Here is a 23,348-nt window from a genome sequence, read left to right on the forward strand (position 1 = left end):
CTTGGTTTCAGGGGCATGTGTTTATGGCAGGCCGCATCTGTGCCTGCCGAGCACCTTTGCAAAATAGCTGAAATCGCTTTCATCGGGAGCCCTTTCCCTTGGTCGAAGTCCTCACTCTGTCTTCCCTAGAGGAAGATGGTATGGCCTCGGCAAGGTTAGGCAAGTCGAAAAAACAGGCAAGCTCCGCACGAAGCCGTGAAGGCGCAAGCGCACGTGGCAAAAGCGTCAAGGAAGTGCGGGAGGAGACCGGTCCGGGAGCGAGGCAGGAAGAGGCTGTCCGGCAGGGGGCTGTTCAGTCGGGAAGAACGAGCGTTGATGCTGCGCTGAAAAGGGCAACCGCTCCAGGCTTGGGAGGAAGGTTAGGTGGAGCGGTTGCCGTTGGGGCCGAGGGAGGAAATAAGCCCCAATTCGGAATCAGCCAGCCAGGCTGACGGGTCTGCGAAGATGACGCGGCGCCAGATAACGATCACCCGTGAGGGTGGCTTCGAGGTTTTGCGCCTGCATGTGGATGAGTTCACCAGCGTGGCCGCTTTCCTGCACCAGAGCGTTCTTGGAGCAGGTTTTGGCAAGGATCAAGCCGAGGCGACGAAGGTGGCTTCGTCGGTAGCAGAAGACCGCGAGACGGGCGCGGGTGTCTTCCGGTAGTTCCTGTGCGATCTCAAGGCCTGCTGCGTTGGTTTCACGCACCAGACGGGCGAAATATTCTTCGCCTACCGGACATTCGTCTTGCTCTGAAAACTGTGATGATCGTAGCATAACAATACCCCTGAACCTACGTATAACGTAGTTGTAAGTAGTTAATAAGGAGTTAAATGCGCGTAAGTGAAAGTATACAAAAAGATCACTGTTGGCGTGTATTTGAATTGTGAAAACTACCTGTGTCGGCCATTTTAAGCAGCTTCTCGATCTCGTGCTTTGCCAATTCCTTGAGGGGCGCAGCGTTCTCCAGGATCGTGCGGGTTTGAAAAAAGTCGAGAACCTTCACGCTGTCGTCGGCGGGCCGCAGCAGCAGGTCGGGGTGACGCGATTTCAATTTCTCCCGAGTGATGGTCTGCATCAGGATCTGGGAGGCACCGAACAGGCTGTCGAAGGCGCTGGGCAGAACCTTGCCTTCGCGTGGCACCGGGGCGCCGACAACGTCGACGGCGACGATCAGGTCGCAGGTTTTGGTCAAGGCATCAAACGGCAGAGGATTGACCACGCCACCATCGATCAACACCTTCCCGTCCCGCTCGATGGGGCGGAAGACTGCAGGAATTGCAATCGAAGCGGCAATTGCCGGCAGTAGCGGGCCCGTGTCCAGAACCACTTCTGAGCATGAATAGTAATCTGCTGCGATGACCGCCAGTGGAATGCCGAGATCGGCGAAGTCGTCGGGCAGGTGCTTGGAGACAAACAGGTCGAGAACGGTCATCGGATCGAACTGGATCAGACTGCCTGAAAACATCTGTGACCATTTTCGGGGGCGCAATTGCCAGAGGGAGGAGAGGACCTTGTTGCGCTCACCGAAAGTATCGAGAGCAACTGTCTCAATCTCCAGTCCGCTCAGACCGCTGGCATAGGCTGCTCCCATGATAGCACCGATGGAAGCTCCGGAAATCGCATGGGGCTTGATCCCGAGTTCATCGAAGGCTTGCAGAACGGGGATGTGGGATAGCCCGCGTGCGCCACCGCCTCCCAACGCCAGGCCGATCCGGGGACTGGTCATTGTCAAACACCTCATGCCTTTTGGCTACCGCCGATCTGGCGAGAACCTCCTCATGAGGCGCTGTAAGCCAGCCGGGGTCGTCCGCTCGAGGCATCTGCCTCGTCGTCTTCCACACCTAAGGTTTCTGGAGGGGTTTTCCTAGTGTCTTGAGAACTTATGGCCGGGTTCGAGACAGCTCGGGCCCACCATGAGACAGCTGGGCCCGATTGCCGCGATGAAGAGGGGGTCAGACGCCGTTGAAGGCAATGTCTCCCTGAACCGATGCCAGCCAATCGGTTAGGTGATCGAAGGTCATCGGCCGCGCGATCAGATAGCCCTGAACCGAGAAGTTGCCCATCATCCGCAGTCGGTCGAACTGCGCATCCGTTTCCACGCCTTCGCACACGACATTGATGTCGAGCGAGCGGGCAAGGTGGATCAGGTGGTTGATGACAATTTCCTTCTTCTGGTCAGTCAGCAGCTTGGCTGTGAATGACCGGTCGATCTTCAAGCCGTTGATCGGGAGATCGGCCACATGGGTCAACGAGGCAAAGCCGGTGCCGAAATCGTCAAGTTCGATATGCAGTCCCAGATCATGCAGCTCTTGCAACAACAGCGCATTGTGATTGCTGGTTTCGTCCAGGAACACCGATTCCAGAACTTCTGCCTTCAGCTTGTCCGGCGTTACGCCGTGACGCGTCATGGCGTCGATGAAGTCGTTCATCAGCAGCCCGGACTTCAGGTGCGAGGGCGACAGATTGACCGCCATGCGACAGAAGTCGACGTTCATCTTCTCCAGCTCACTGGCGGCCTTCACCGCCTTGTCGATCACCATCTGACCGAGGGGAGCTGCCAGATTGGTCTTTTCGATAACCGGCAGGAACACACCGGGTGACAGCACGCCACGGGTCGGGTGTTGCCACCGCACCAGGGCTTCGATTCCGGTGACTTCCTGTGTGCGCAGATTGACCTGAGGCTGGTACACGAGGAAAAACTCGTCCGAGCGGATGGCGCGGCGCAGATCGAGTTCGAGCGTTGCCTCCTGGTCACTGCTTTCTTTCAGATCGCCGGTAAAGCAGGTCCAGCGGTCCTTGCCCAGGTCCTTGGAATTGTAAAGCGCCAGGTCGGCTTTCACCAGAAGCTGGTCAAAATCGGTTCCGTCTTCCGGGCTGCGTGCCGCGCCGATACTGACGGAAGGCCAGATCTGCTGGCCGTCGTACTCCATCGGCGCGCGCATCACGAGTTTCAGTCGCTCGCAAAGTTCTTCCAGATCGCTGTCATCGTCTTGGGCGATGATGACGAACTCGTCGCCGCCCCAACGATAGGCTGTTCCCAGGCCGGCACAGCAAAGCCGCAGGCGCTCTCCGGTGTCCTCCAGGCAGGCGTCTCCGGCGCTGTGGCCCAGCGTGTCGTTGATGCGCTTGAAGTTGTCGATATCAAGATGCAGCAGGAAAGCGGGCAAATTGGGGCTATCGGAATTGAAGCGGATCAAGGCATCGCGCTGACAGGCGGCGCGATTGGGCAGGTTGGTCAGGGCATCGAAATAAGCCAGCCGCTCTGCTCTGCTGCGGGCAAGCAGTGTTTCCTTTTCGCGCGCAACCCGTTCGCTGATGTCATTACAGATCGCGACGACAAAACGGCGTCCCCCGGCACTGTGGATTTGAATGTGGGTCTCGACCGGATAAACCGTCCCGTCCTTGCGCCGATGCAGGCCGTTGAACCGGTGCAGTTGGGTTTCGCCATTGAGCAGGGGCGCCAGGTCGATGGTGCTGGTGGCGCCATTCTCGTCGGCGAGAATGTCTTCCATGCGCAGGCCGATCAGTTCCTCCATGCCGTACTGGAGGTTGACCAGAGCGCAGGCATTGGCGTGATCGAACGTAAGGGTTTCAGCGTCGACCACATAGATTTCATTCAGAGATGCTTCCAGGATCTCCGACAGCCAGCGGCCTTCTTCCATGGCGTTATATTGCTCGGTCACATCATGCGTTGTGCCGATGATCCATTCCGGCTGGCTGTCTTCGCCTGCCATGACGTAGCCGAGAACGTGCAAGGTGCGGGTCTGGCCGTCGCCGCGCTTGAACTGGTAGCGATAGTCGAATGTACCGCAGGTCTTGATCGCCTGTGCCTGGACCCGTTTGATCCGTTGCATCTCGGCTTCGGGGCTCATGCGGCGCAAGGCGGCGTAGGCGGCATCGGTGCTCAGGTTTTGCGGCAGTCCGGTGATCCGGTACATTTCCTCCGACCAATGGTGTTCATTGGTGCGCAGATTACGTTCCCAGCTTCCCAGCGAAGTAATCCTCTGGGCTTCCAGAAGGCGGCTTTCGCTGTCTTTCAGAGCCTTGGTCTTGGCTGCGACCGCGCGCTCCAGCTCATCATGAGCGGCGGCAACGGTGGCCTGCAGTTTCTGGATCATCCGAAAGGCAATAAAACCGGCAACGAGGGCGAGCAGGGTCGCCAGCGCCAATCCGATCAGGATGCGGCTTACAAAGCTGGTGATGTGAGGGGTGACATCCTTGATGATCAGGATGTCCAGAAAAGTGCTCTTGTCTGCAAGTGGGCGGGTGATGGCCCGCACCATTCGCAGCCTTTTCCCGTCGCGGATGAGGGAGCCGCGGCTGTTGTCATAGCGGGAGGTTCTGGCCCATTCCAACAGGGGCGGGGAGAGATGGAACTCTGGCCTGGCCGAGCGGGAGGCCAGGGTGTTTCGCAAGTCCCAGGATTCTATGGTTTTGGCGATATGAGGCCGCACAATGGATGCCGGCAGTACTTCGACCAGATCAAGCGCCAGGGTTTCGCCGATGAACCGGAGCGGAACTTCGAAGCTCATGGCCAGCCGGATCACTGCAACCAGCTTGCCGTTGGCATCAAAATAGGGGCGCACCGCAGCGACCACCGGCGTGTAAAACTCGCCCAGCTCGAGGCCGCGCGCTACTTTACCGCTGGCAACCGCGGTTTCGATCAGGCTGGAGCGGTTGACTGCTGGATATCCGGAGACATCGTGTCCGCGGGCGATGGGAATCAGGTCGGGGCCGTAAACGGTGAACTCTGTCACCCGTTGGTCGCCCTTCATTTCTGCGAAGAGGGCGTTGACTTTCGCCGCGACCAGATCCCGCCGGCGGTAGTTGGCCGCATCAAATAAGGCATTCTGCTGTGTCAGCGTCGTCAGTGCCTGTTCGAGGCCTCGGGTTCCCAGTTCTTCCTGGCGCAGCAGGAATTTTTCGGCATTTTCACTCTGATTCTGAAGGTCTTCCCGCAAGTGGGTGTAGTTGACCACAGCAGAATGCAGGACAAGCCCGCCGACGGTTAGGAGGAAGAACGAAATGAACACGGTCTTCAGCGGGCGTGCGATCTCGCGCCCACCCTCACTCCAGCGTAGCAACCTGGATTTATGCGCGTACGATTTCCCCTCCCGGGAGGGAGGTGTCTGCGAATTCGAGTAGGAATCTCGTTGAGCCAAAAGTGTCTCCGCGCGCAGGCTTGGGGTGCGACCGGTCTCCATCGTCGTTCATGAAAGTTTATTCATTGTAAAAATTGTCCACCGGAAAGATGACCTAACGTTTCAATCATCGATAATAGGTAGTTTAAGGGTGTCGAGTTAATGTGTTTTGAATTGTTGGAACGTTTTCTCTTGAAAAATAGGTGTAATCCCCTAAGTGTTCCTTTCAATCTTCGTTCAGGTTGGAATGTATTAACTCAGTATTTTTATAAAAAACTCTGTTTTGAGATAGGCGAATTGACAAGATTGGCCCCAGAGTGATGGCCAGGTAAAGATCTTGGAGGTTATTTGAAGGATGCTTACGTTACGTCATGAATAAATTAAATCGCGTTTGGGAGCGACGATTTGTCCTTAATTCTGAATTTCATGAATTAAAGCACTGAAAATCGTGTTTTTTGTTATGGGCGTGAAATTATTTGGAGCAGAAGAGTGTGATCGCGGCCAAAATGCGCATAATTCATCTGCCGCTGACGCATAAAAACCGGCGGAGCAGGGTGAAAATCACATCCGCACCATCGGTTCTGTGTCTCTGGGTATAGAAACTACGCTTTCCATCCCCGGGGTCTGCAGGCGTTATTGCGCCTCTTTTTCCAAGGCGCGCCAGCCGATGTCTTTCCGGCAGAAGCCTTCCGGCCAGTCGATCTTGGCAATTGCTTCATAGGCCTTGGCCTGGGCCTCTCGCACGGTTTTGGCACGGGCGGTCACATTGAGCACGCGGCCGCCGTTTGCCACCACCTTGCCGTCGACTGCTTTGGTGCCGGCATGGAAAATCTCGACGTCCGGATCGTTGGCCGCGTCTGCAAGACCGCGGATCTCGGTGCCCTTGTCATAGGAGCCCGGATAGCCATTGGCGGCCATCACCACTGTGAGAGCCACATCGTCGTGCCAGCGCGCACTAACCTTGTCGAGAGTGCCATCGGCGGACGCCAGCATCAGGGTGACGATATCGTCTTTCAGCCGCAGCATCAGGACCTGACATTCGGGATCGCCAAAGCGGGTGTTGTATTCGATCAGCTTCGGGCCGTCTTTTGTCAGCATCAATCCAGCATAGAGAACGCCCTTGAACGGGGTGCCGCGTTTGGCCATCGTGGCAATCGTCGGAGTGATGATCTCCTGGATCGTTTGCTCAATCAGTGCATCGGTCATGACCGGAGCGGGGGAATAGGCACCCATTCCACCGGTGTTCGGGCCTTCGTCGCCATCAAAAGCCCGCTTGTGGTCCTGCGCAGTCGCCAGGGGCAGGCCGTGTGTGCCGTCGGACAGGACGAAGAAGCTGGCTTCTTCGCCTTCCAGATACTCTTCGATCACCACTTCCGCACCAGCTGCGCCAAAGCTGCCCTCAAAGCAGGCTTCGACTGCTTCCAACGCTTCTTCGAGAGCGAGAGCGACCACAACGCCCTTACCGGCTGCGAGACCATCTGCCTTAACGACAATCGGCGCGCCCTGTTGGCGCACATAGGCAAGAGCTGCGTCCTTGTCGGCAAAGCGACCATAGGCGGCTGTCGGAATGCCGGCTTCATCGCACACGCCCTTGGTGAAGGCCTTGGATCCTTCCAACTGGGCGCCGGCCTGGCTTGGGCCAAAGGCCTTGATGCCGGCTGCGGCCAGATCGTCGGCCAGTCCGGCCACCAGCGGCGCTTCCGGACCGATGACCACAAAGGTCACGTTGTTCGCGCCGCAAAAGGCGATGACAGCGGCATGATCGCTTACATCGAGGTCGACGAGCTGCGCCACGTCAGCAACACCGGCGTTGCCCGGAGCAGCATAAAGCGTTTCGACCAGAGGAGAATTGCTGATCGCCCAGGCGAGGGCATGCTCGCGGCCACCGGAACCGATGAGAAGGATGTTCATGACGCGTCGTCTTTCCAGAGTTGACGGACGGCTGGTGCGGGAACCAGCGTCTTGAAGGCGGATACGGGTCTCTTGGCGCGCATCTAGCATGGCAAGCCTCAGCAAACAATCTGCAGGTGAGTGTTGCGGGGCTCGTCTCGAAGTTGCCGAAAGCCCGGCGCAGCGTTTACCCGCGGCGTAAAGTTGAAAAAGTCCCTCGCATCCGGGCGCGGTTCACGTTAAAGCGAATGCATGTTTTTCGGCACCAAAGACACCGGACCCGTGGCCGATGCGGTCAAACGCCACTGGGTCGATACTCATCTGCCCGCCTGGGCGCGACCCTATGCGCGCCTCGCCCGATGGGAACGCCCCATCGGCTGGTGGCTGCTGCTGTGGCCCTGCTGGTGGTCGGTGGCCCTTGCGGCGATCGCAGCCGAGCGACCTTTCCCCAATCCCTGGTATCTGGGACTGTTCCTGATCGGGGCAGTTGCCATGCGTGGCGCTGGCTGCACCTACAACGACCTGATTGACGAGGATATTGACGCTCAGGTCGAGCGCACTCGCTCTCGTCCAATCCCGGCGGGACAGGTCAGTCGAACCCAGGCCAAGGCATTTCTGGTGCTGCAGGCGGTGATCGGCCTTCTGGTGCTGCTGCAGTTCAACTGGTTCACGGTCTGCCTGGGCGTTGCTTCGCTGATCCCTGTGGCGATCTATCCGTATATGAAGCGGATTACCTATTGGCCGCAGTTCTTTCTCGGGCTTGCCTTTTCCTGGGGCGCGTTGATGGGCTGGGCTGCCGTGTTCGGTTCCTTGAGCTGGGCGCCGGTCGTGCTGTATCTGGGCGGCATCGCCTGGACCATCGGGTATGACACCATCTATGCCCATCAGGACAAGGAAGACGACGCAGTGGTCGGGGTCAAATCCACGGCACGCTTGTTTGGCATCTTCACAAAGCCTGCGATCTTCGGCCTGTACTTGCTGGCCACACTGCTCTTCGGCCTTGCTGCGAGCCTGGCGGATGCCGGTCCAGCAGCTTTTGCCGGACTGTTGCTCGGCGCCTTGCATTTGGCATGGCAGGGTCTGGTGCTCGACATTGACGACCCGGACCAGTGCCTGAAGCTGTTCCGCTCCAATACGCTTTACGGCTGGATCATCTTCGGCGGCTTTGCGCTGGATGCCTTCATCATCTGGATGTAACCGTATCGGAAGACTTGTCTTCATTGTCTTTGGGATAACAAAAAAGCGGCCTCACGGGGCCGCTTTTTTGGTCCGAACATGATGGAAAACCAACGTTCGGCATGACCTTTCCCGGTGCCCGATCAGGTGCGGGAGATCAATTCCCGCTCGCCGCGATACACCACCTGGGCGCGATCCTTTGAGCCGCAACGGCGACGCACCAGAAAGCGTGGACGCCTGCCGGTGAGCAGGGCCATCTTCCGTCGTGGGGCCGGGGGTGATTTGGGCTTGGCGCTGAAGGCCTCAATCGGCTTCACGCTGCCGCCGGTGTCGCACACCAGCATGGGAAGGTTGAGCGATTCAGCCCATGCAGGCCAGCTCAGGGCCAGTCCTTCGGGCTGATCGGTCTCGATCAGAACGACGGACAACGCCGGGTCGAAATGTTTCAGAACGAGCCGCGCGGTGACGCAGCCCGGAGTGATGCCAGGAGTGATCTGCACCATGACGCCTGCAAAGGACTGGATCGGCACGACAACGGAACCGTTTGCGGGTCCGTTATGTGTGCTGATTGTCACGTCCCGGTTGCTCAGCACCACTTCACAGCGGTTGGCTTGCCCGGCCCGTGCGCCTTCCATGGCGAGATGACTTTCAAATCGGACCGGTAGACAGCCGGGGTCGAGTGTGCGCTGCACACCCGCCCCGATGCCGATGGTCCTGTCAGTTGCTGTTTGACGTCCCAATTTGCCTCTCCGTCGGACCTGCTTGGTTTTTATGATGAGGTCTCGCGAATAGGATTTAACCTAACTGGGGAAAGTGCGTAGACGCTTAACAGTTACAGTTAAAAAACTGTGATTTTAAAGAGGGTTACCCAATCATAACTAGGGTCTTTACCTTGCCTTTACTGTGCTGGATCCCTACCTTGATGATGGCTGCTGGACGGCCACTTCCCCGCCTGTCGTTATTGTCTGCTGCGGTGCGGCCGCCCTTGCCGCATGCCGCAAGCCGTCCTAAACAGAGCGGAACCTGAGGAGACCTTTGTCGATGACCGAGCAGATTGACCTGAGCGATCTTGAATCCCGCGCCGAGCGCATGGTGGCAGCTGCCAAGGCTGCAGGCGCCGACGCCTGCGATGTGGTCGCTGCCACGGGCGTTTCCTTGTCTGTGGATGTGCGCGACGGCAAGGTCGAGGAAACAGACCGTGCTGAAGGCGATGATGTGACCTTGCGGGTGTTCGTCGGCAATCGTACCGCATCTGTGTCCTCCAATGGCCTGGATGACTTCGCCGGGATGGCGGAGCGCGCTGTTGCCATGGCACGGGTCACCCCGGAAGATCCCTATTCCGGTCTGGCGGAAGAGAGCCGCCTTGTGCGCACCTTCCCCAAGCTTGACCTTCTGGACCCGGAGCCCGTCTCAGCCGATCAGCTGGCAGAGCTTGCGCGGCAAGCCGAGGCCGCGGCTCTGGCGGTCTCCGGTGTCAGCAAGTCCGGCGGTGCAGGGGCGTCCTGGCGTCTCGGCGGCATGGTTCTGGCAACAAGTCACGGCTTCTCTGGCTCCTACCTGGCCTCGCGCCACGGACTGTCAGCCATGGCAGTCGCCGGCGAGGGCACGGGCATGGAGCGTGACTACGACTTCGATTCCCGCTCCTTCTTTGAAGACATGGCGGACCCGGCAGATATCGGCCGCCGCGCAGGCGAACGCGCCGTGCGACGCCTGAACCCGGTCAAGATCAGCACGCGCACCGTTGATGTTGTCTATGAATCGCGCGCTGCCCGCTCCCTGCTGGGGCATTTCGCCGGCGCGGTGAACGGATCGTCGATTGCCCGCAAGACCAGCTTCCTGCGCGACAAGATGAATGAGCAGATCTTCGGCGAGCACATCTCCATCGTTGATGACCCTTTCAAGCCGCGTGGCGGCGCTACCCGGCCTTTTGACGGCGAAGGCGCGCGCGCGGAAAAGCTGAACATGGTCGAGGCCGGCGTTCTGCAGCATTGGTTCCTCGATGGCGCGACAGCGCGTGAACTCGGCCTGTCACCAAATGGCCGTGCCCATCGCGGTGGTTCGGGCACGGTACCCGGCGCGACCAACCTGACCCTGCTACCGGGGGAGAAGTCGCTGGAAGAGATCATGCTCGAGATGGGCAATGGCCTGCTGGTCACTGATCTTAGCGGTCATGGTGTCAACGGCGTCACGGGCGATTACTCCCGCGGTGCTGCCGGCTATCTGATTGAGAACGGCGAACCAGTGCAGGCGGTCAGCGAGATTACCATCGCTGGCAATCTGAAAGACATGTTCCGCCGTTTGATCCCGGCGAGTGATCTGGACAACCGCTATGCGGTCGCCACCCCTTCCATCCTGATTGAAGGGATGGCACTTGCCGGAAGCTGATCGCACTGAGGCGCAGATTGCGGATCTGAAGGCCGATCTGGCGCTCCTGGAAGGGGCCGCCCGACAAGCGGGTGCGCTGGCGCTGGGCTATTTCGGCCGGGATCCACGCAATTGGCTAAAGGAAGGCAAGTCGCCGGTGTCCGAGGCCGATCTGGCAGTCGACAAGTTGTTGGCCGAGGTGCTGCTGAGGGCGCGCCCCGACTATGGCTGGCTGTCGGAAGAAACAGCTGACACGCCGGACCGATTGTCGCGGTCACGGGCTTTCATCGTCGACCCGATCGACGGCACCCGCGCTTTTCTGGCCGGTGGCGAGGAATGGACCATTGCGCTGGCGGTGGTGGAAGACGGCATGCCGCAGACCGGGGCTGTCTTCTGTCCTGTGCGGGATGAGATGTTTCTGGCCGCACGCGGTCTTGGCGTCACCCTGAATGGTGCGCCGATTCAGGCCTCCGACAGGCCGAGCGTCCAAGGCGCAAGCCTGACCGGGCCGCATTCCATTGTTGCCAATGCCGGTGTTCAGGCGGCTGGCTTTGAGCGCAGCGAAAACCTGCGCTCGCTGGCCTACCGGATCGCCATGGTTGCAGTGGGACGTGTGGATGTTGCCGCAGCCCGCCCCAACGCCAACGACTGGGATCTTGCAGCCGCCGATCTTTTGGTGCAGGAAGCAGGCGGGAGACTGACAGACTTTACCGGGGCAGGTTTGATGTACAATCAACGCTCAACCCGGCACCCGGCACTTCTGGCCGCGCCGCTTCAACTTGTCGATCCCGCCCGTGCCGTTCTTTCGGAGCAGGTCGGCTGATCGGCCTCCCAAGCTAATTTGACCCTGACTGCGAGGAAGACACACGATGAGTGATGCACAGCCCCTTTATCTGGTGTTCGGTGGCGAGCTGGAAAGCCCGGAAGGCATGACCTTCCGCGATGTTCAGGCCATGGACGTCGTGGGCATGTTCCAGTCCCACGACGATGCCTATGCTGCATGGAAAGCCAAGGCCCAGTCCACCGTCGATAACGCGCACATGCGCTATTTTCTCGTCAACCTGGAAAGCCTGTTGACGCAACCTACCGACGCCTGACCGGCATTCCGGAACGCTGTAGCGGACGATAGCCGATGCTCAAGAAAATTGGACGCCACCCTCTTGTGCTGAAGAGCATCGGCACGGCTTTGGCTGCCTATCTCAAGCTGGTTTATCGCACCAATCGTTTCATCATCGAACCTTCGGATATCTACGAGACGCTTGAGCCTGAGTTGCCGGTGATCGTTGCCATGTGGCATGGTCAGCATTTTCTGGTGCCGTTCATGCGCCCGGCGAGTTGGCCGTTCAAGGTGATGATCTCCCGCTCGGCTGACGGAGAGATGAATGCGGTGGCTGCTGAAAAACTCGGGATCGGCCTGATCCGGGCCTCTGGTGGACACAAGGCGCATCAGATCAAGAAGCGCGGCGGCTTGCGTGGCTTCATTGCCGCCATGCGGGCGCTTCAGTCAGGCTGCAGCATTGCCATGACAGCTGACGTGCCCAAGGGCCCGGCGCGCATTTCCGGGCTGGGCATTGTGCAGCTGGCGCGCCACTCCGGCTGTCCCATTCTGCCCGTATCAGTGGCGACCAGCCGCAGTCTGTCGATCAACTCCTGGGACAAGGCCAATTTCAACTTGCCATTCGGCAAGGGCGCGATGACCTATGGTTCGCTTATCCGCGTGGCTTCGGATGCCGATGATGCTGCGTTGGAACAGGCGCGCCTGCAGGTGGAAGCGGGATTGAATGGCACCACCCGGCGGGCTTATCAGCTTCTCGGCCAAGACCATGGGTGAGCGGCTGCCGCTGCCGCTGGCTGTCTACCTGGGGCTCGCCCGCCGGGCCGGGCCTCTCATCCGACTGACCCACTGGCTGCGAAAGCGGTCCGGCAAGGATGATCCCTCACGCGGGCAGGAGAGATTTGGTCGGGCCTCGGTCGATCGCCCTGACGGACCACTGGTCTGGATCCACGCCGCGAGCGTTGGCGAGACAACCTCGGTGTTGCCGTTGATCGAAGCGCTGACGGCCGATGGCCGCAAGGTTCTGTTGACCACGGTCACCCGGACCTCTGCCGAGTTGGCGCAAGGCCGCTTGCCCGAAGGTGCTGTGCATCAGTTTGCCTGCTATGATCACCCCGATTATCTGAACCGTTTTCTCGATCACTGGCAGCCGGATCTTGCACTCGTGGTGGAATCCGAAGTCTGGCCCGCAACCTATCTTGCTGTCGCGGCCAGAGGCATCCCGCTTGGGTTGGTCAATGGCCGCATGTCGGTGAGATCCTTCAATTCCTGGTCACGGGTGCCGGCCTCCTCGGCGCGGATCTTCGGCGCCCTGTCCGTGGCGCTGGCCCAGAGCGAGCCGGATGGCATGCGGCTGACGGCGCTGGGCTGCCCGGATGTGCGTCTGCCCGGCAATCTCAAGTTCGACGGAGATCCGCTGCCTGTCGAGGCTGCTGCCCGCGCTGAATTGTTGGAACAGATGGAGGGGCGTGCCTCCTGGCTTGCTGCCCTGACACACCCGGGTGAGGACGCCATTGCCATAGCCGCCCATGCCCGGCTTCTGACAGAAAATCCGGAGCTTCTGTTGCTGCTGGTGCCACGTCATCCGGCCCGCGGTGAGGAGCTGGCGCGCCTTTGCGAAGAACGCGGCCTCAGCTTTTCGCGCCGCAGTCAAAACGGCGTGATTTCCTCCGAGACACAGGTTTATATCGGAGATACCATCGCCGAGATGGGACTTTTCTACAGCCTTTGCCAGACGATCTTTCTGGCCGGTTCTTTTTCTGACGTGGGTGGCCACAATCCGCTTGAGCCCCTGCGGGCTGGCGGGGCGCTGATCACCGGACCGAAGGTGGCCAATGCGCGCAGCACCTATAAGGCGTTGTGGCAGGCTGATGCGGCCTTGCGGCTGGACAAGCCGGACGAGATCGGGCCTGCCGTGCAGCAGCTTCTGCACGATGAAGAGCGCCGCAGGGCCTTGGCGACCAATGGTCAGAAGGTGATTGCCGAGGCCTCCGGCGCTCTGAGCCGGACATTGCGCATTCTTGCCGATTTCCTGCCACTGGCAGGCGACGCCCGTCGCACGTATGATCCGATGCCGACATCTGACGAGGACCCCGCCTCATGAGTGGGTTCTTCGCCAAGGCACCGGCCTTCTGGTGGCGCAAGGGAATGAGCTGGCAGTCGCTTGCCTTGTCGCTACCAGGTCTGATCTACGGTCAGATCTCGGGTCGCCGCATGCTGGGCAAGCCATCAGGGGAGATCTCGCTTCCGGTGATCTGCATTGGCAACTTCGTTCTTGGCGGGGCCGGCAAGACGCCGTTCTCGCTGCGGCTGGCCGAACGCCTGCAGGATGAAGGCCTCAATCCCGGATTTCTGCTGCGCGGCTATGGTGGACGTTTGAGTGGACCAGTGCTTGTCGATCCGGCGCGTCACGGGTCTGACGATGTTGGCGATGAAGCCCTGCTGCTGACGGAGACCGCGCCCACCGTGATTTCCGCCGACCGGGTTGCTGGCGGGCGATTTGCCGCCGCTCTAGCCGGCGACGATGCCATCGACGTTCTGATCATGGACGATGGCTTTCAGAACCCGGCGCTGCGCAAGGATCTGTCGCTCGTTCTGGTCGATGCGGACACCGGCCTGGGCAATGGTCAGTGTTTTCCTGCCGGCCCCTTGCGCGCGCCGCTCAACGCCCAGATCGTCAAGACCGATGTTCTCGTCGTGGTGGGCGAGGGGAAAGGGGCGGACGAGGCAATCCACCAGGCCTCGCGCAAAGGTCTGCCGTTCTTTCACGCGCGGCTCCAGCCGGAGGCTGCTCTGGAGCTGACGGGAAAGCAGCTGTTCGCCTTTGCCGGCATTGGACGACCCGAGAAGTTCTATGCCTCGCTGGAAAGTCTGGGCCTGTCGGTGGCGCGCAAGCGCTCATTCCCGGACCATCATTCCTTCAGCCGCAGCGAGGCCGAGGCTCTGCTGACAGAAGCGGAAAGCGACAACCTGCAGCTGGTGACGACGACCAAGGACATGGCGCGACTGTCCGGCGCCGACGGCGAAATCTTCCGCTGGCTCGCCAGCCGCGCAGCGGTCCTGCCCGTCCGCATGGAGATCGATCAGGAAGACCGCTTGATCGAACTGATCAACGAAATGCGCCGCTCCCGCCTGTTCCGCTCAACCATCTGATCCCTTGCTCCGGCGTCTCTCTCCGTCATGCCATGACTTGATCATGGCATCCATGCCGTTCCCTCTCGACATCGGAAGGCTGAGCGCGAGGCGCAGGATTGGCATGGCCCTCCGAACAGCAGTGGGTCAAGCCCGAGAATAACGGGAGAGAGGGAGGAGGTAGACGAACTCGGCAACCGCGGCAGCATAACAGCCGCTGCCCCGCCATCGTCATCCCGGCCAAGCGCAGCGTTGAGCCGGGATCGGTGAGGCGGAAACCATCTGGTCTCGCATGCACCCAGAGATGCCCCGGCTCACCGGTCCCGCATCTGCGCTGAAGCTGCGTGCGGGATGACGAAAGCTGGGCCTTCATATTCCGCGACGCCGCCCATCACCTGTCATGCCATGGCTCGACCATGGCATCCACGCTGTTTCGTCTCGACACGGGAAGCCTGCGCGTGGAGCGCTGTATTGGCATGGAACCCCGAACAGCACTGGTCTAGCACGAGGGGGACGGGAGAGAGGGAGGAGGGAAAGCGCCGGAGGCTCAGGCGATGCCCTTGATGTCTTTGTAGCGCTTCAGAGATGATTCCGGGTCGGCGTAGGCTTCCTGCAGTTCGACCGACCAATATTTCAGCTCATCCAGCGGAATCGCGGCGGAGGTAACGGCGCAACGCACGAAGGTGCCCTGGACTTCGATCTGGAAGTCGCCGTCGAGGTAGCGCAGTCGGGCTTCGCTGGGCATTTGCGGCTTTTCGAAACGGTTCAACATGGGGGCTCACCGGAGAGTTTGGAGACGTCTGCCAGTCCGCAGCAGACGTGCAGAAGACGGACTGAAAAGTGGCCGCGATCCTAGGCATTTGGCAGCCGCAGGGCAAGCCCGGCAGCGATGCGGCCTATGAGCCTGTGAATTGCGATTGCAAGAGCGGCTTTGTGCCGATTTTCCCGCCATCAGGAACGGTGCTGCGTGAAGATCATGTTTGCGATCCCGATCCCGTCCTCTTGTGGGGAGCAGAACAAAAACCCGAAATTGGCGAGGTGAAATTCTGAAGGCTTCCTATATGGTGGGGCGACCATTTGCTCGAGCGCCCGGAGGCGTATTGCAGGCCAGTTCCATCCTCTGCAGGGACAGTGCCGCCGCCTCAGGCCATCAAAACAGGAAAACCTATGAGCGATATCAGCACCGATCTCATCGAATCCTTCGGCCTTGGCCTTGAAACCGCGCGCCGTATCACTGCGGATGCTTTGCAAGGGGCTGATGATGGCGAGCTGTTCGTCGAGTATCGTCAATCCGAAGGGCTGGTGTTTGATAACGGCCGGCTGAAGGGTGCCAATTATGACACGGCCCAGGGGTTCGGCCTGCGCTCCGTTGTGGGCGAAGCAGCCGGCTATGCCCATGCCGGCGAGATTTCCGAAGGCGCCCTGACCCGTGCCGCCGACGCGGTGAAGGCGGTGAAGTCGGGCCATTCCGGCACTTATGCGACGGCTCCGGCGCGCACCAACCAGTCGCTATACACCGATATCAATCCGCTAGGCTCGCCGTCGTTCGAGGAAAAGGTCAAGCTGCTGCAGCAGATCGATGCCTATGCCCGCGACAAGGATCCCCGGGTACGCCAGGTGACGGCAACCATTGCCGGATCCTGGCAGGTGGTCGACATTCTGCGCGCCGATGGACACCGGGTGCGGGATGTACGGCCGATGGTGCGCCTCAGCGTGTCGGTTGTGGCCGGTGATGACAGCCGACAGGAGAGCGGATCCTATTCCTGCGGTGGCCGCGATGGGTTTGCCCGGTTCGTCACTTCCGAGGTCTGGCAATCCGGCGTCGATGAAGCGTTGCGGCAAGCCCTCGTCAATCTGGAAGCCGTGCCGGCTCCTGCCGGTACTTTCGATGTGGTGCTGGGGCCGGGCTGGCCGGGTATCCTGTTGCATGAAGCGGTCGGCCATGGGCTGGAAGGCGACTTCAACCGCAAGAAAACCTCCGCTTTCGCCGGGCTGATGGGCCAGCAGGTGGCCTCCAAGGGCGTCACCGTGGTCGATGACGGCACGTTGCCGGACCGCCGCGGCTCGATCACGGTGGACGACGAGGGGACACCTTCCGGCCGCACCGTGTTGATCGAGGACGGCATTCTCACCGGCTACATGCAGGACCGGCAGAACGCCCGGCTGATGGGCATGCAGCCCACCGGCAACGGCCGGCGTCAGTCCTTTGCCCATATTCCGATGCCGCGCATGACCAACACGCTGATGCTGAATGGCAACCATACGCCGGATGAGATCCTCTCGTCGGTTAAGGACGGCCTCTACATGGTGTCCTTCGGCGGTGGCCAGGTCGACATCACCTCCGGCAAGTTCGTCTTCTCCTGCACTGAAGGTTACCGGGTGCGCGACGGCAAGATCGGCGAGCCGGTGAAGGGCGCGATGTTGATCGGCAATGGTCCGGACGCGCTGACCCGCATTTCGATGATCGGCAACGACATGGCGCTGGACACCGGCATGGGCACCTGCGGCAAGCAGGGCCAGGGTGTTCCTGTCGGCGTCGGCCAGCCCTCCCTGCGCATCAACGGCCTGACGGTGGGCGGCACTGCGGTCTGATCACGCGAGGCATTAGGCAATGGCAGAAAATGGAAATCGCGAGAAGTATTTACTCCGTCTTCTGGAAGAATACTTCGCAAATGAACGCCATGTTCGTGCCAGTGTTGTGTCTTTCATTCAGGGTGTCGCGAGAACTTTATTTCTGATTCACGGGGGGCAATCGCGATAATTACGACGATTTTTCCTAAACTCTTGGAACTGGATATCGTCCGTCCGCTTGATCTCGTGCCGCTTTTAAACGCCGCCGCCTCTTTTACTGCTGGAGTAGCTTTGGTCGCTTTCGCGATGATTTCATCATATTTCAACCAGCGGGAGTATCTGAAGAATCATCCAAGCAACTCGGAAATCGAAAATTTCCTTTCTGGTGAAGTTGAAATTCCTGAACGTATTGCAGACTTCAATCGATCTGCAGCCGCTTGGTGGCGGCGTTTGGGCGTCGGAGCGTTAGTCCTTTCTTTTATTGCGTTCTGTATTGGCAGCGGGTTGGTTATCCAATCTTTCCGTGAGATCTTAAGCATCGATTAGCGATCTTTTTGCTAGGTTTTGCTGCGGACAGGCTGCCCAAGTTTCGATCTAAAAGCGGGCAGCCTTCTTTCAAAACACTTAGTCAGCCTCTGCGTTCACAGTTGATTTTCCGATATCTGTCAGGCGCTTCTGCAGGGACAACTTGTCCAGGGACGCAATCGGCAAGCTGACGAAGATGGAAATCCGGTTGACCAGCATCCGGTAGGTTTCGGCGAAGGCCAGCTGTTGCTCGATCTCATTGCCTTCAGCTGCGGCAGGGTCGGGCAGGCCCCAATGGGCGCTCATGGGCTGGCCGGGCCAGACTGGGCAGGCTTCGGCCGCAGCCTGATCGCAAACCGTGAAGACGAAGTCGAGCTTCGGAGCGCCTTCCACGGCGAACTCATCCCAGCTCTTCGTGCGCAACCCTGCGGTCGGGTGGTTTGACTTGTTCAAAAGATCCAACGCCCGGGGATGGACCTGGTCTGCCTTCTGGGACCCTGCTGAAAAGGCCTTGAAGCGTCCCTGACCCTCACGGTTCAGGATGGCTTCGGCCATTTGTGATCGGGCGGAATTTTGTGTGCATAAAAACAGCACATTGTAAGCCTTGTCGGTCATCTGAACCTCGTGCGGTTACACAAATGTCATAAACTTTTCGATAATTCACGATATGTCGAAATAATTGCCTGATCAACGGCAAGTGCGCGGGAGTTATGTAAAATTACCTTGTCTGCTTGCGCCCGAGGCAGCAGCCGGGCATGAGAGAGCGATCGGCGATTTGGCTGTGGACCTTCTGAGGGGCTTAACTTGAAGATCTGGGGACGTATCAATTCTTCGAATGTGCGCAAAGTTCTGTGGTGCGCGGAGGAGCTGGGGCTCGCCTATCAGCAGATCGACGCGGGCGGCGCCTTCGGGTTGGTCGACACCCCGGAATTTCGTGCGCTCAACCCCAACGGGCGCATTCCCTGTCTGCAGGATGGTGACTTCGTCCTTTGGGAATCCAATACGATCGTGCGCTATCTGGTGCGCAAATACGGGTCTGGCGACATTCTGCCCGACAGTCTGGAACAATGGGCTTCGGCAGATCGCTGGATGGATTGGACGACCTTCTCCTTTGGCGACCCCTTCAAGGATCTGTTCTGGAACATGGTTCGCACAACTCCTGATGCTCGGGATCATGCAGCGCTGGAAGCCGGTCTGAAGCATTGCGCCGCTCAGTTCGCGGTTGCCGATGCGGTTCTGGCAAAGCAGCCGTATCTCTCGGGCGAGGCTTTGGGAATTGGCGATATTCCCCTCGGAAGTCTGGCCTATGCCTGGTTTGCGATGGAGATCGAGCGCCCCGACCTGCCGCATCTGGCAACCTGGTATCAGCACTTGTGTGATCGGGAAGCCTATCGCAAGGGCGTCATGTCCCCATTGACCTGACGCTGTTTACGCTTCGGTGATCCTGCTGCGCCATTTGCGCTGTCGAAATCGTGCTTCTCCCTGCGTTCGGGGTTCCCGCTCCCCCGCTTTCGGGTATGCTGGTCTGCGAGAGACGAGGGAATTCATTAAAGGGAGCGGAAGGTTAGACATGTCAGCAGACGGCGCCCCCCCATTCCTGAGTGAGGCCCTGGTTCTGCTTGCCGCAACGGTGGTCGCTGTGCCGCTGGCAAAACGGCTGGGGCTGGGTTCCGTCGTTGGCTATCTCGCAGCCGGTGCGGCCATCGGACCGTTTGGCTTTGGCGTCATGGCCTCGGGAGAGGAGATGCTGCCCGTTGCTGAGCTTGGCGTTGTGCTGCTGCTGTTTGTCATCGGTCTGGAACTTGATCCCCAAAAACTCTGGCGGATGAAGCGTGATATTTTCGGTCTTGGCACCGCCCAGGTGCTGTTTACCGGCTTAAGTCTCTACGCTGCCTTCTATTATACGGGCTATTCCGTTCGCACAGCTCTGGTGGCCGGTTTCGGGCTTGCTCTGTCCTCTACTGCCTTTGCCCTGCAGATCCTGCAGGAGCGTGGGCAGCTGTCCGCGCCTTATGGCCAACGGGCCTTTTCGATTTTGCTGCTGCAGGACATCGCCATCGTGCCGCTGCTGGCGATGGTCACCATTCTGACGCCCTTCAGCAATGGCGAGGCAGGGCCCGCCGTCTGGATGGAAGTGCTGACGATTGTTGCTGCCATTGGGGCGGTGGTGGTGGCTGGTCGCTATCTGGCATCTCCGCTATTCGCCATTCTGGCTGCCAGCCATGCACGCGAAGTGATGCTTGCCGCAGCCCTTCTGGTGGCGCTGGGAAGTGCCGGCCTGATGCATGCGGTGGGTGTGTCGATGGCGCTGGGCGCCTTTCTTGCCGGTGTGCTTCTGGCGGAATCCAGTTTCAAACATGTTCTGGAAGCCGATATCGAGCCGTTTCGCTCGCTGCTGATGGGATTGTTCTTTGCTGCCATCGGCATGTCGCTCGACTTCGTGCTGCTGGTCGACAACATTGCCCTCATTATCATGGGGGTGACCGGGGTGATGCTGATCAAGGGCATTTTCCTTTGGGCGTTGACGCGGGGCAGTGGGTCGAGCAATTCCGATGCCATGCGTATTGCGGTCACCCTGCCTCAGGGGGGCGAATTCGCCTTCGTGTTGTTCACGGCGGCGGTCAGCAATCGGGTGATGCCCTATCAGACCGCGAACCTGCTCAATTCCATCGTCATTCTCTCGATGCTGCTGACGCCGCTGGCCTGCCTGCTGCTGGATTATGTTGCGGCCCGACTGAAGGCGCGGGGCGTTGAAAACCCGATGATCGAAACCTTCGAGGAAGCGACGCCAACGGTGCTTGTCGTCGGTTTCGGGCGCTTCGGCATGATGGTGGCGCAGATCCTGACGGCAGAAGGCCTGGAAGTTCGGGCCATCGATGTAACACCTGAGCGCATCGCCTATGCCCGTCGGCTTGGCTACAAGGTTTACTATGGCGATGCCACGCGGCCGGATGTGATGGCAGCAGCGGGTGCGGGCAAGGCCGCGCTGATTGCCATGTGTGTTGAAGACGACCGGGTGATGGGCCGGGCCGTCGAAGTGGTGCGTGACGGCTTTCCGCAGGCGTTGATCTTCTGCCGTGCGACCGATCGAGCCCATGCGCTCGAACTGGAGCGGCAGGGCGTGGACTATCAGATCCGCGAAACGTTCGAATCGTCGCTGGCCTTTGGCAAGGCAGCACTGGAAAGCCTCGGCATTCCGCCCGAGCGGATCGAGGAGATCGAGGAAGATGTCCGCCGCCGGGACGAAGAACGGCTGGCTATTCAGTTGAAGGATGGCATTCTGGCTGGTTCTGACCGATTGCACGGCATCACACCGCGGCGCCGGATCACGGACAGAGCTGTGGTGCCATCGGTGGAAACGTCGGACGATCCTGTGGTCGCCCCCGTCAAGGGGCAGGATGCGGCCAAGGTCTAGCTACGATAAAGGGCTTGCGGCGCGAAAAGATCGCGCCGGAATATCGAAGCATTTGTCAGTCATGAGATCGGATTATGTGATCAGCTGCCTGGCAGAGCGTCAAAGCCGGCGGAGAAGCCTTTCAGGGAGATCGGAATGCCTATTCCCTCTTCCGGTGTCTGGAAGATGATGAAGGTCGCGAGGTCGCCACCCTTCAGCTTGCTGATCAGTTCGTCATCCAGGATGACCTCGGCGATACAGCCGTTGCTGACACAGCGCACGAAGCCGGCGCGGCCGATGTCCGCATCATCCACCCGCAGGCCCAGCCCGGAGGGCAGCAGCACCCCAAGTGGTGCCAAAACGCGCAAGATCTTTGCCTGCTTGTCAGCGGTCTTCAGGATGATGACCGAGAGCCCAACGTTTTCCCGGTCTTCTGCCGTTACGTTCTGGATCAGCGCGCATTGCTCGCCGCTGGCACCAGGGGGGGTGTCGCATCGCATCTGCCAGTCACCATGGACGGCTTTCACTTCGCCTTGCGCCGCAGCGGGCGCGCTGGAAAGGCTCGCTCCCGCGAAGGCGAGGCAAATGGAGAAGGGAAGAAGGGTCGCCAGACGGGGCAGGCTGCGGATCAAGCGGCGTGGCAAAGGGGATATCCTCCTGGCACAAAGTCCGGACGGGCTCCTGCGCCGCTCCGAAAACCTTGGCGAATCAAATTTGTTTTCTGTCGGCAAGAGTGCACGAACGCAGGAACGCTTTCCACCCCGGCCAAAGCCCGGAGAGTAGGCTGGGGGTAAATATTGGCAAAAATACAAGTCATTGATTGGGATCAACCGATGTGGAACGGTTGTCCAATGCGAAATCCTCGGAAATCCGTTGCGGGCCAGCCCTTCTTGTGGTTTTTGTGCCCCGGGTTATTGTTGAAAGCGGGTGCGGCACATCGCCGCTTCGTCTTTCTGTGGCGTCGCGTTATCTGGTTTCGTCAGAGTATGATGCGCCGAAATCGCACCGGTGGATTCGTGTAAAGCGAGAGTCTGGGCGGGAGCACCTGAGGGGGTGCCGCCAGGGTCTCGTCGGATTGGCCGGGTGAAGAATATTTGCATTGCGAGTGCCGTCGGTAGTTCGGCGGCTTGAGGGAAGGGAGCGCGGACGTGAAGGCTTACTTCAAGCGTCTCATCAAAACAGCCGCTGGGGCGGCTGCATTCGCCGGAGCTTCGACAGCTGCTCTGGCCCAGGAGGTTGGTTTCCACCCCTGGATGATCGGTCTACAGGACGCTGCCACGGATGTGATGGAAGATATCCATTGGTTCAACGGCATGATGGTCTGGATCATGGCAATCGTTGTCGTGTTCGTATTGGCACTGCTGTTCATCGTCATTTTGAAATTTAATGCGAAGGCCAATCCGGTTCCGTCGCGCACGTCCCACAACACCTTGATCGAGGTGGTTTGGACCATTGCGCCAATTCTTATCTTGATCATCATCGCAATCCCGTCTTTCCGTCTGCTCTACAAGGAGCTGGAAATTCCGGAGTACGATATGACGGTCAAGGCAATCGGCTACCAGTGGTACTGGGGATACGAGTACACCGACGAGAACATGAATGGTCTCTACATGGACTCCATCATGATCCCTGAGGACGACCGTGCTGCGGTTGCCGAAGCGCGTGGTCAGACGCTGGATCAGGTGCCTCGCTTGCTCGCCGTGGACAATGAAATGGTTGTGCCTGTTGACACCACCGTTCGTGTTCAGGTGGCCTCGGAAGATGTGATCCATGCTTTTGCCATGCCGGCTTTCGGCGTGAAGATCGATGCGATGCCTGGTCGTCTTAACGAGACCTGGTTCCGGGCGCGCAACACCGGGATGTACTATGGTCAGTGTTCAGAGCTTTGCGGCTTGAACCATGCCTTCATGCCGATTGCGATCCGTGTTGTGACCGCCGAGCAGTTCGCTGCCTGGTCGGAAACCGCGCAGGAAGATCTGGAAGCGGCCAACAAGCAGCTTCTCGCCGCCATCCAGGCGGAAGAGAAAGTGGCTACTGGCACTATCGAAGAAATCACCGTCGCTAATAACTAAGCTGACGGATTACGGGCTGCAGACCGACGCCGGGGAAAATCTCCCGG

Annotated in this window: 21 protein-coding genes; 13 read left to right on the forward strand and 8 right to left on the reverse strand. The window is 59.5% G+C overall.

Annotated elements, in window-relative coordinates; translation table 11 throughout:
- Nucleotides 1-414: 414 nt before the first annotated feature.
- The 4 genes from J0X15_RS11610 to purD form a co-directional block, all read right to left on the reverse strand.
- Nucleotides 415-756, reverse strand: coding sequence for a hypothetical protein (locus tag J0X15_RS11610; protein WP_209015267.1), 342 nt, complete (start codon nucleotides 754-756; stop codon nucleotides 415-417).
- An 85-nt stretch (nucleotides 757-841) separates the two neighbouring features.
- Nucleotides 842-1,708: a patatin-like phospholipase family protein gene (locus tag J0X15_RS11615; RefSeq protein ID WP_206940822.1), complete on the reverse strand. Its 867-nt coding sequence runs from the start codon at nucleotides 1,706-1,708 to the stop codon at nucleotides 842-844.
- 226 nt (nucleotides 1,709-1,934) lie between these two features.
- Nucleotides 1,935-5,066: a bifunctional diguanylate cyclase/phosphodiesterase gene (locus J0X15_RS11620; RefSeq protein WP_206940824.1), complete on the reverse strand. Its 3,132-nt coding sequence runs from the start codon at nucleotides 5,064-5,066 to the stop codon at nucleotides 1,935-1,937.
- A gap of 690 nt (nucleotides 5,067-5,756) precedes the next feature.
- On the reverse strand, nucleotides 5,757-7,034 hold the full coding sequence (purD, locus tag J0X15_RS11625) for a phosphoribosylamine--glycine ligase (RefSeq protein ID WP_206940826.1): 1,278 nt from the start codon (nucleotides 7,032-7,034) through the stop codon (nucleotides 5,757-5,759).
- A 231-nt stretch (nucleotides 7,035-7,265) separates the two neighbouring features.
- Here purD and ubiA point away from each other — a divergent pair, with 231 nt between their 5' ends.
- Nucleotides 7,266-8,210 carry a 4-hydroxybenzoate octaprenyltransferase gene (gene ubiA, locus J0X15_RS11630; protein ID WP_206940828.1) on the forward strand — a complete coding sequence of 315 codons (945 nt, stop codon included), beginning with the start codon at nucleotides 7,266-7,268 and terminating at the stop codon, nucleotides 8,208-8,210.
- A 122-nt stretch (nucleotides 8,211-8,332) separates the two neighbouring features.
- On the opposite strand, the gene J0X15_RS11635 is transcribed toward ubiA, so the two are convergent.
- Nucleotides 8,333-8,929 carry a DUF6101 family protein gene (locus J0X15_RS11635; protein ID WP_206940830.1) on the reverse strand — a complete coding sequence of 199 codons (597 nt, stop codon included), beginning with the start codon at nucleotides 8,927-8,929 and terminating at the stop codon, nucleotides 8,333-8,335.
- A gap of 301 nt (nucleotides 8,930-9,230) precedes the next feature.
- Here J0X15_RS11635 and J0X15_RS11640 point away from each other — a divergent pair, with 301 nt between their 5' ends.
- Genes J0X15_RS11640 through lpxK form a run of 6 tightly spaced genes read left to right on the forward strand, consistent with a single transcriptional unit; the run spans nucleotide 9,231 to nucleotide 14,760 of the window.
- Nucleotides 9,231-10,574 (forward strand): TldD/PmbA family protein, encoded by a 1,344-nt coding sequence (locus tag J0X15_RS11640; RefSeq protein WP_206940832.1) that lies wholly within the window; start codon nucleotides 9,231-9,233, stop codon nucleotides 10,572-10,574.
- The gene (locus J0X15_RS11645) at nucleotides 10,561-11,376 is read left to right on the forward strand and encodes a 3'(2'),5'-bisphosphate nucleotidase CysQ (protein WP_206940834.1); all 816 of its coding nucleotides are present in this window, start codon (nucleotides 10,561-10,563) and stop codon (nucleotides 11,374-11,376) included. The genes J0X15_RS11640 and J0X15_RS11645 overlap by 14 nt, the downstream gene beginning before the upstream one ends.
- A gap of 46 nt (nucleotides 11,377-11,422) precedes the next feature.
- Nucleotides 11,423-11,650, forward strand: coding sequence for a DUF4170 domain-containing protein (locus J0X15_RS11650; RefSeq protein ID WP_206940836.1), 228 nt, complete (start codon nucleotides 11,423-11,425; stop codon nucleotides 11,648-11,650).
- 35 nt (nucleotides 11,651-11,685) lie between these two features.
- Nucleotides 11,686-12,384, forward strand: a complete 699-nt coding sequence (locus J0X15_RS11655) for a lysophospholipid acyltransferase family protein (RefSeq protein ID WP_206940837.1) — start codon at nucleotides 11,686-11,688, stop codon at nucleotides 12,382-12,384.
- Nucleotides 12,335-13,711, forward strand: a complete 1,377-nt coding sequence (locus tag J0X15_RS11660) for a 3-deoxy-D-manno-octulosonic acid transferase (RefSeq protein ID WP_209015268.1) — start codon at nucleotides 12,335-12,337, stop codon at nucleotides 13,709-13,711. Before J0X15_RS11655 ends, J0X15_RS11660 begins: the two co-directional genes overlap by 50 nt.
- Nucleotides 13,708-14,760 carry a tetraacyldisaccharide 4'-kinase gene (gene lpxK, locus J0X15_RS11665; RefSeq protein WP_206940839.1) on the forward strand — a complete coding sequence of 351 codons (1,053 nt, stop codon included), beginning with the start codon at nucleotides 13,708-13,710 and terminating at the stop codon, nucleotides 14,758-14,760. Before J0X15_RS11660 ends, lpxK begins: the two co-directional genes overlap by 4 nt.
- 526 nt (nucleotides 14,761-15,286) lie before the next feature.
- Here the strand turns inward: lpxK and J0X15_RS11670 are convergent.
- Nucleotides 15,287-15,508 (reverse strand): DUF2093 domain-containing protein, encoded by a 222-nt coding sequence (locus J0X15_RS11670; protein ID WP_408015343.1) that lies wholly within the window; start codon nucleotides 15,506-15,508, stop codon nucleotides 15,287-15,289.
- A gap of 71 nt (nucleotides 15,509-15,579) precedes the next feature.
- On the opposite strand from J0X15_RS11670, the gene J0X15_RS11675 reads away from it, so the two are divergent.
- The 3 genes from J0X15_RS11675 to J0X15_RS11685 all read left to right on the forward strand — a co-directional run bounded on the left by J0X15_RS11675 (nucleotide 15,580) and on the right by J0X15_RS11685 (nucleotide 17,856).
- Complete coding sequence (locus J0X15_RS11675) at nucleotides 15,580-15,789, forward strand: hypothetical protein (protein WP_206940843.1); 210 nt, start codon at nucleotides 15,580-15,582, stop codon at nucleotides 15,787-15,789.
- 117 nt (nucleotides 15,790-15,906) lie between these two features.
- Nucleotides 15,907-17,331 carry a metalloprotease TldD gene (gene tldD / locus J0X15_RS11680; protein ID WP_206940845.1) on the forward strand — a complete coding sequence of 475 codons (1,425 nt, stop codon included), beginning with the start codon at nucleotides 15,907-15,909 and terminating at the stop codon, nucleotides 17,329-17,331.
- Between the two features lie 192 nt (nucleotides 17,332-17,523).
- Nucleotides 17,524-17,856, forward strand: coding sequence for a hypothetical protein (locus tag J0X15_RS11685; protein ID WP_206940847.1), 333 nt, complete (start codon nucleotides 17,524-17,526; stop codon nucleotides 17,854-17,856).
- A 78-nt stretch (nucleotides 17,857-17,934) separates the two neighbouring features.
- On the opposite strand, the gene J0X15_RS11690 is transcribed toward J0X15_RS11685, so the two are convergent.
- Nucleotides 17,935-18,450 carry an arsenate reductase ArsC gene (locus J0X15_RS11690; protein ID WP_206940849.1) on the reverse strand — a complete coding sequence of 172 codons (516 nt, stop codon included), beginning with the start codon at nucleotides 18,448-18,450 and terminating at the stop codon, nucleotides 17,935-17,937.
- Between the two features lie 189 nt (nucleotides 18,451-18,639).
- On the opposite strand from J0X15_RS11690, the gene J0X15_RS11695 reads away from it, so the two are divergent.
- Together J0X15_RS11695 and J0X15_RS11700 are read left to right on the forward strand one after the other, a co-directional pair.
- Nucleotides 18,640-19,257 (forward strand): glutathione S-transferase family protein, encoded by a 618-nt coding sequence (locus J0X15_RS11695; RefSeq protein WP_206940851.1) that lies wholly within the window; start codon nucleotides 18,640-18,642, stop codon nucleotides 19,255-19,257.
- Between the two features lie 148 nt (nucleotides 19,258-19,405).
- Entirely contained in the window at nucleotides 19,406-21,250 is a 1,845-nt protein-coding gene (locus J0X15_RS11700; RefSeq protein ID WP_206940853.1) for a monovalent cation:proton antiporter-2 (CPA2) family protein, read from the forward strand.
- Nucleotides 21,251-21,330: 80 nt separating this feature from the next.
- On the opposite strand, the gene J0X15_RS11705 is transcribed toward J0X15_RS11700, so the two are convergent.
- Entirely contained in the window at nucleotides 21,331-21,873 is a 543-nt protein-coding gene (locus J0X15_RS11705) for an invasion associated locus B family protein (protein WP_408015340.1), read from the reverse strand.
- A gap of 504 nt (nucleotides 21,874-22,377) precedes the next feature.
- On the opposite strand from J0X15_RS11705, the gene coxB reads away from it, so the two are divergent.
- Nucleotides 22,378-23,301: a cytochrome c oxidase subunit II gene (gene coxB, locus J0X15_RS11710; protein ID WP_206940855.1), complete on the forward strand. Its 924-nt coding sequence runs from the start codon at nucleotides 22,378-22,380 to the stop codon at nucleotides 23,299-23,301.
- The last annotated feature ends 47 nt before the right edge of the window (nucleotides 23,302-23,348 follow it).

This window comes from Roseibium limicola (genome assembly GCF_017313085.1).
Lineage (GTDB): Bacteria > Pseudomonadota > Alphaproteobacteria > Rhizobiales > Stappiaceae > Roseibium > Roseibium limicola.

What these genes read in the sequence shown, in the direction of transcription:
- ubiA (WP_206940828.1), top strand. Translation starts at nt 7,266, where the DNA reads ATGTTTTTCGGCACCAAAGACACCGGACCCGTGGCCGATGCGGTCAAA.
- J0X15_RS11640 (WP_206940832.1), top strand. Translation starts at nt 9,231, where the DNA reads ATGACCGAGCAGATTGACCTGAGCGATCTTGAATCCCGCGCCGAGCGC.
- J0X15_RS11610 (WP_209015267.1), bottom strand. Translation starts at nt 756, where the DNA reads ATGCTACGATCATCACAGTTTTCAGAGCAAGACGAATGTCCGGTAGGC.
- tldD (WP_206940845.1), top strand. Translation starts at nt 15,907, where the DNA reads ATGAGCGATATCAGCACCGATCTCATCGAATCCTTCGGCCTTGGCCTT.
- purD (WP_206940826.1), bottom strand. Translation starts at nt 7,034, where the DNA reads ATGAACATCCTTCTCATCGGTTCCGGTGGCCGCGAGCATGCCCTCGCC.
- lpxK (WP_206940839.1), top strand. Translation starts at nt 13,708, where the DNA reads ATGAGTGGGTTCTTCGCCAAGGCACCGGCCTTCTGGTGGCGCAAGGGA.
- J0X15_RS11650 (WP_206940836.1), top strand. Translation starts at nt 11,423, where the DNA reads ATGAGTGATGCACAGCCCCTTTATCTGGTGTTCGGTGGCGAGCTGGAA.
- J0X15_RS11615 (WP_206940822.1), bottom strand. Translation starts at nt 1,708, where the DNA reads ATGACCAGTCCCCGGATCGGCCTGGCGTTGGGAGGCGGTGGCGCACGC.
- J0X15_RS11700 (WP_206940853.1), top strand. Translation starts at nt 19,406, where the DNA reads ATGTCAGCAGACGGCGCCCCCCCATTCCTGAGTGAGGCCCTGGTTCTG.
- J0X15_RS11690 (WP_206940849.1), bottom strand. Translation starts at nt 18,450, where the DNA reads ATGACCGACAAGGCTTACAATGTGCTGTTTTTATGCACACAAAATTCC.
- J0X15_RS11655 (WP_206940837.1), top strand. Translation starts at nt 11,686, where the DNA reads ATGCTCAAGAAAATTGGACGCCACCCTCTTGTGCTGAAGAGCATCGGC.
- J0X15_RS11660 (WP_209015268.1), top strand. Translation starts at nt 12,335, where the DNA reads ATGGCACCACCCGGCGGGCTTATCAGCTTCTCGGCCAAGACCATGGGT.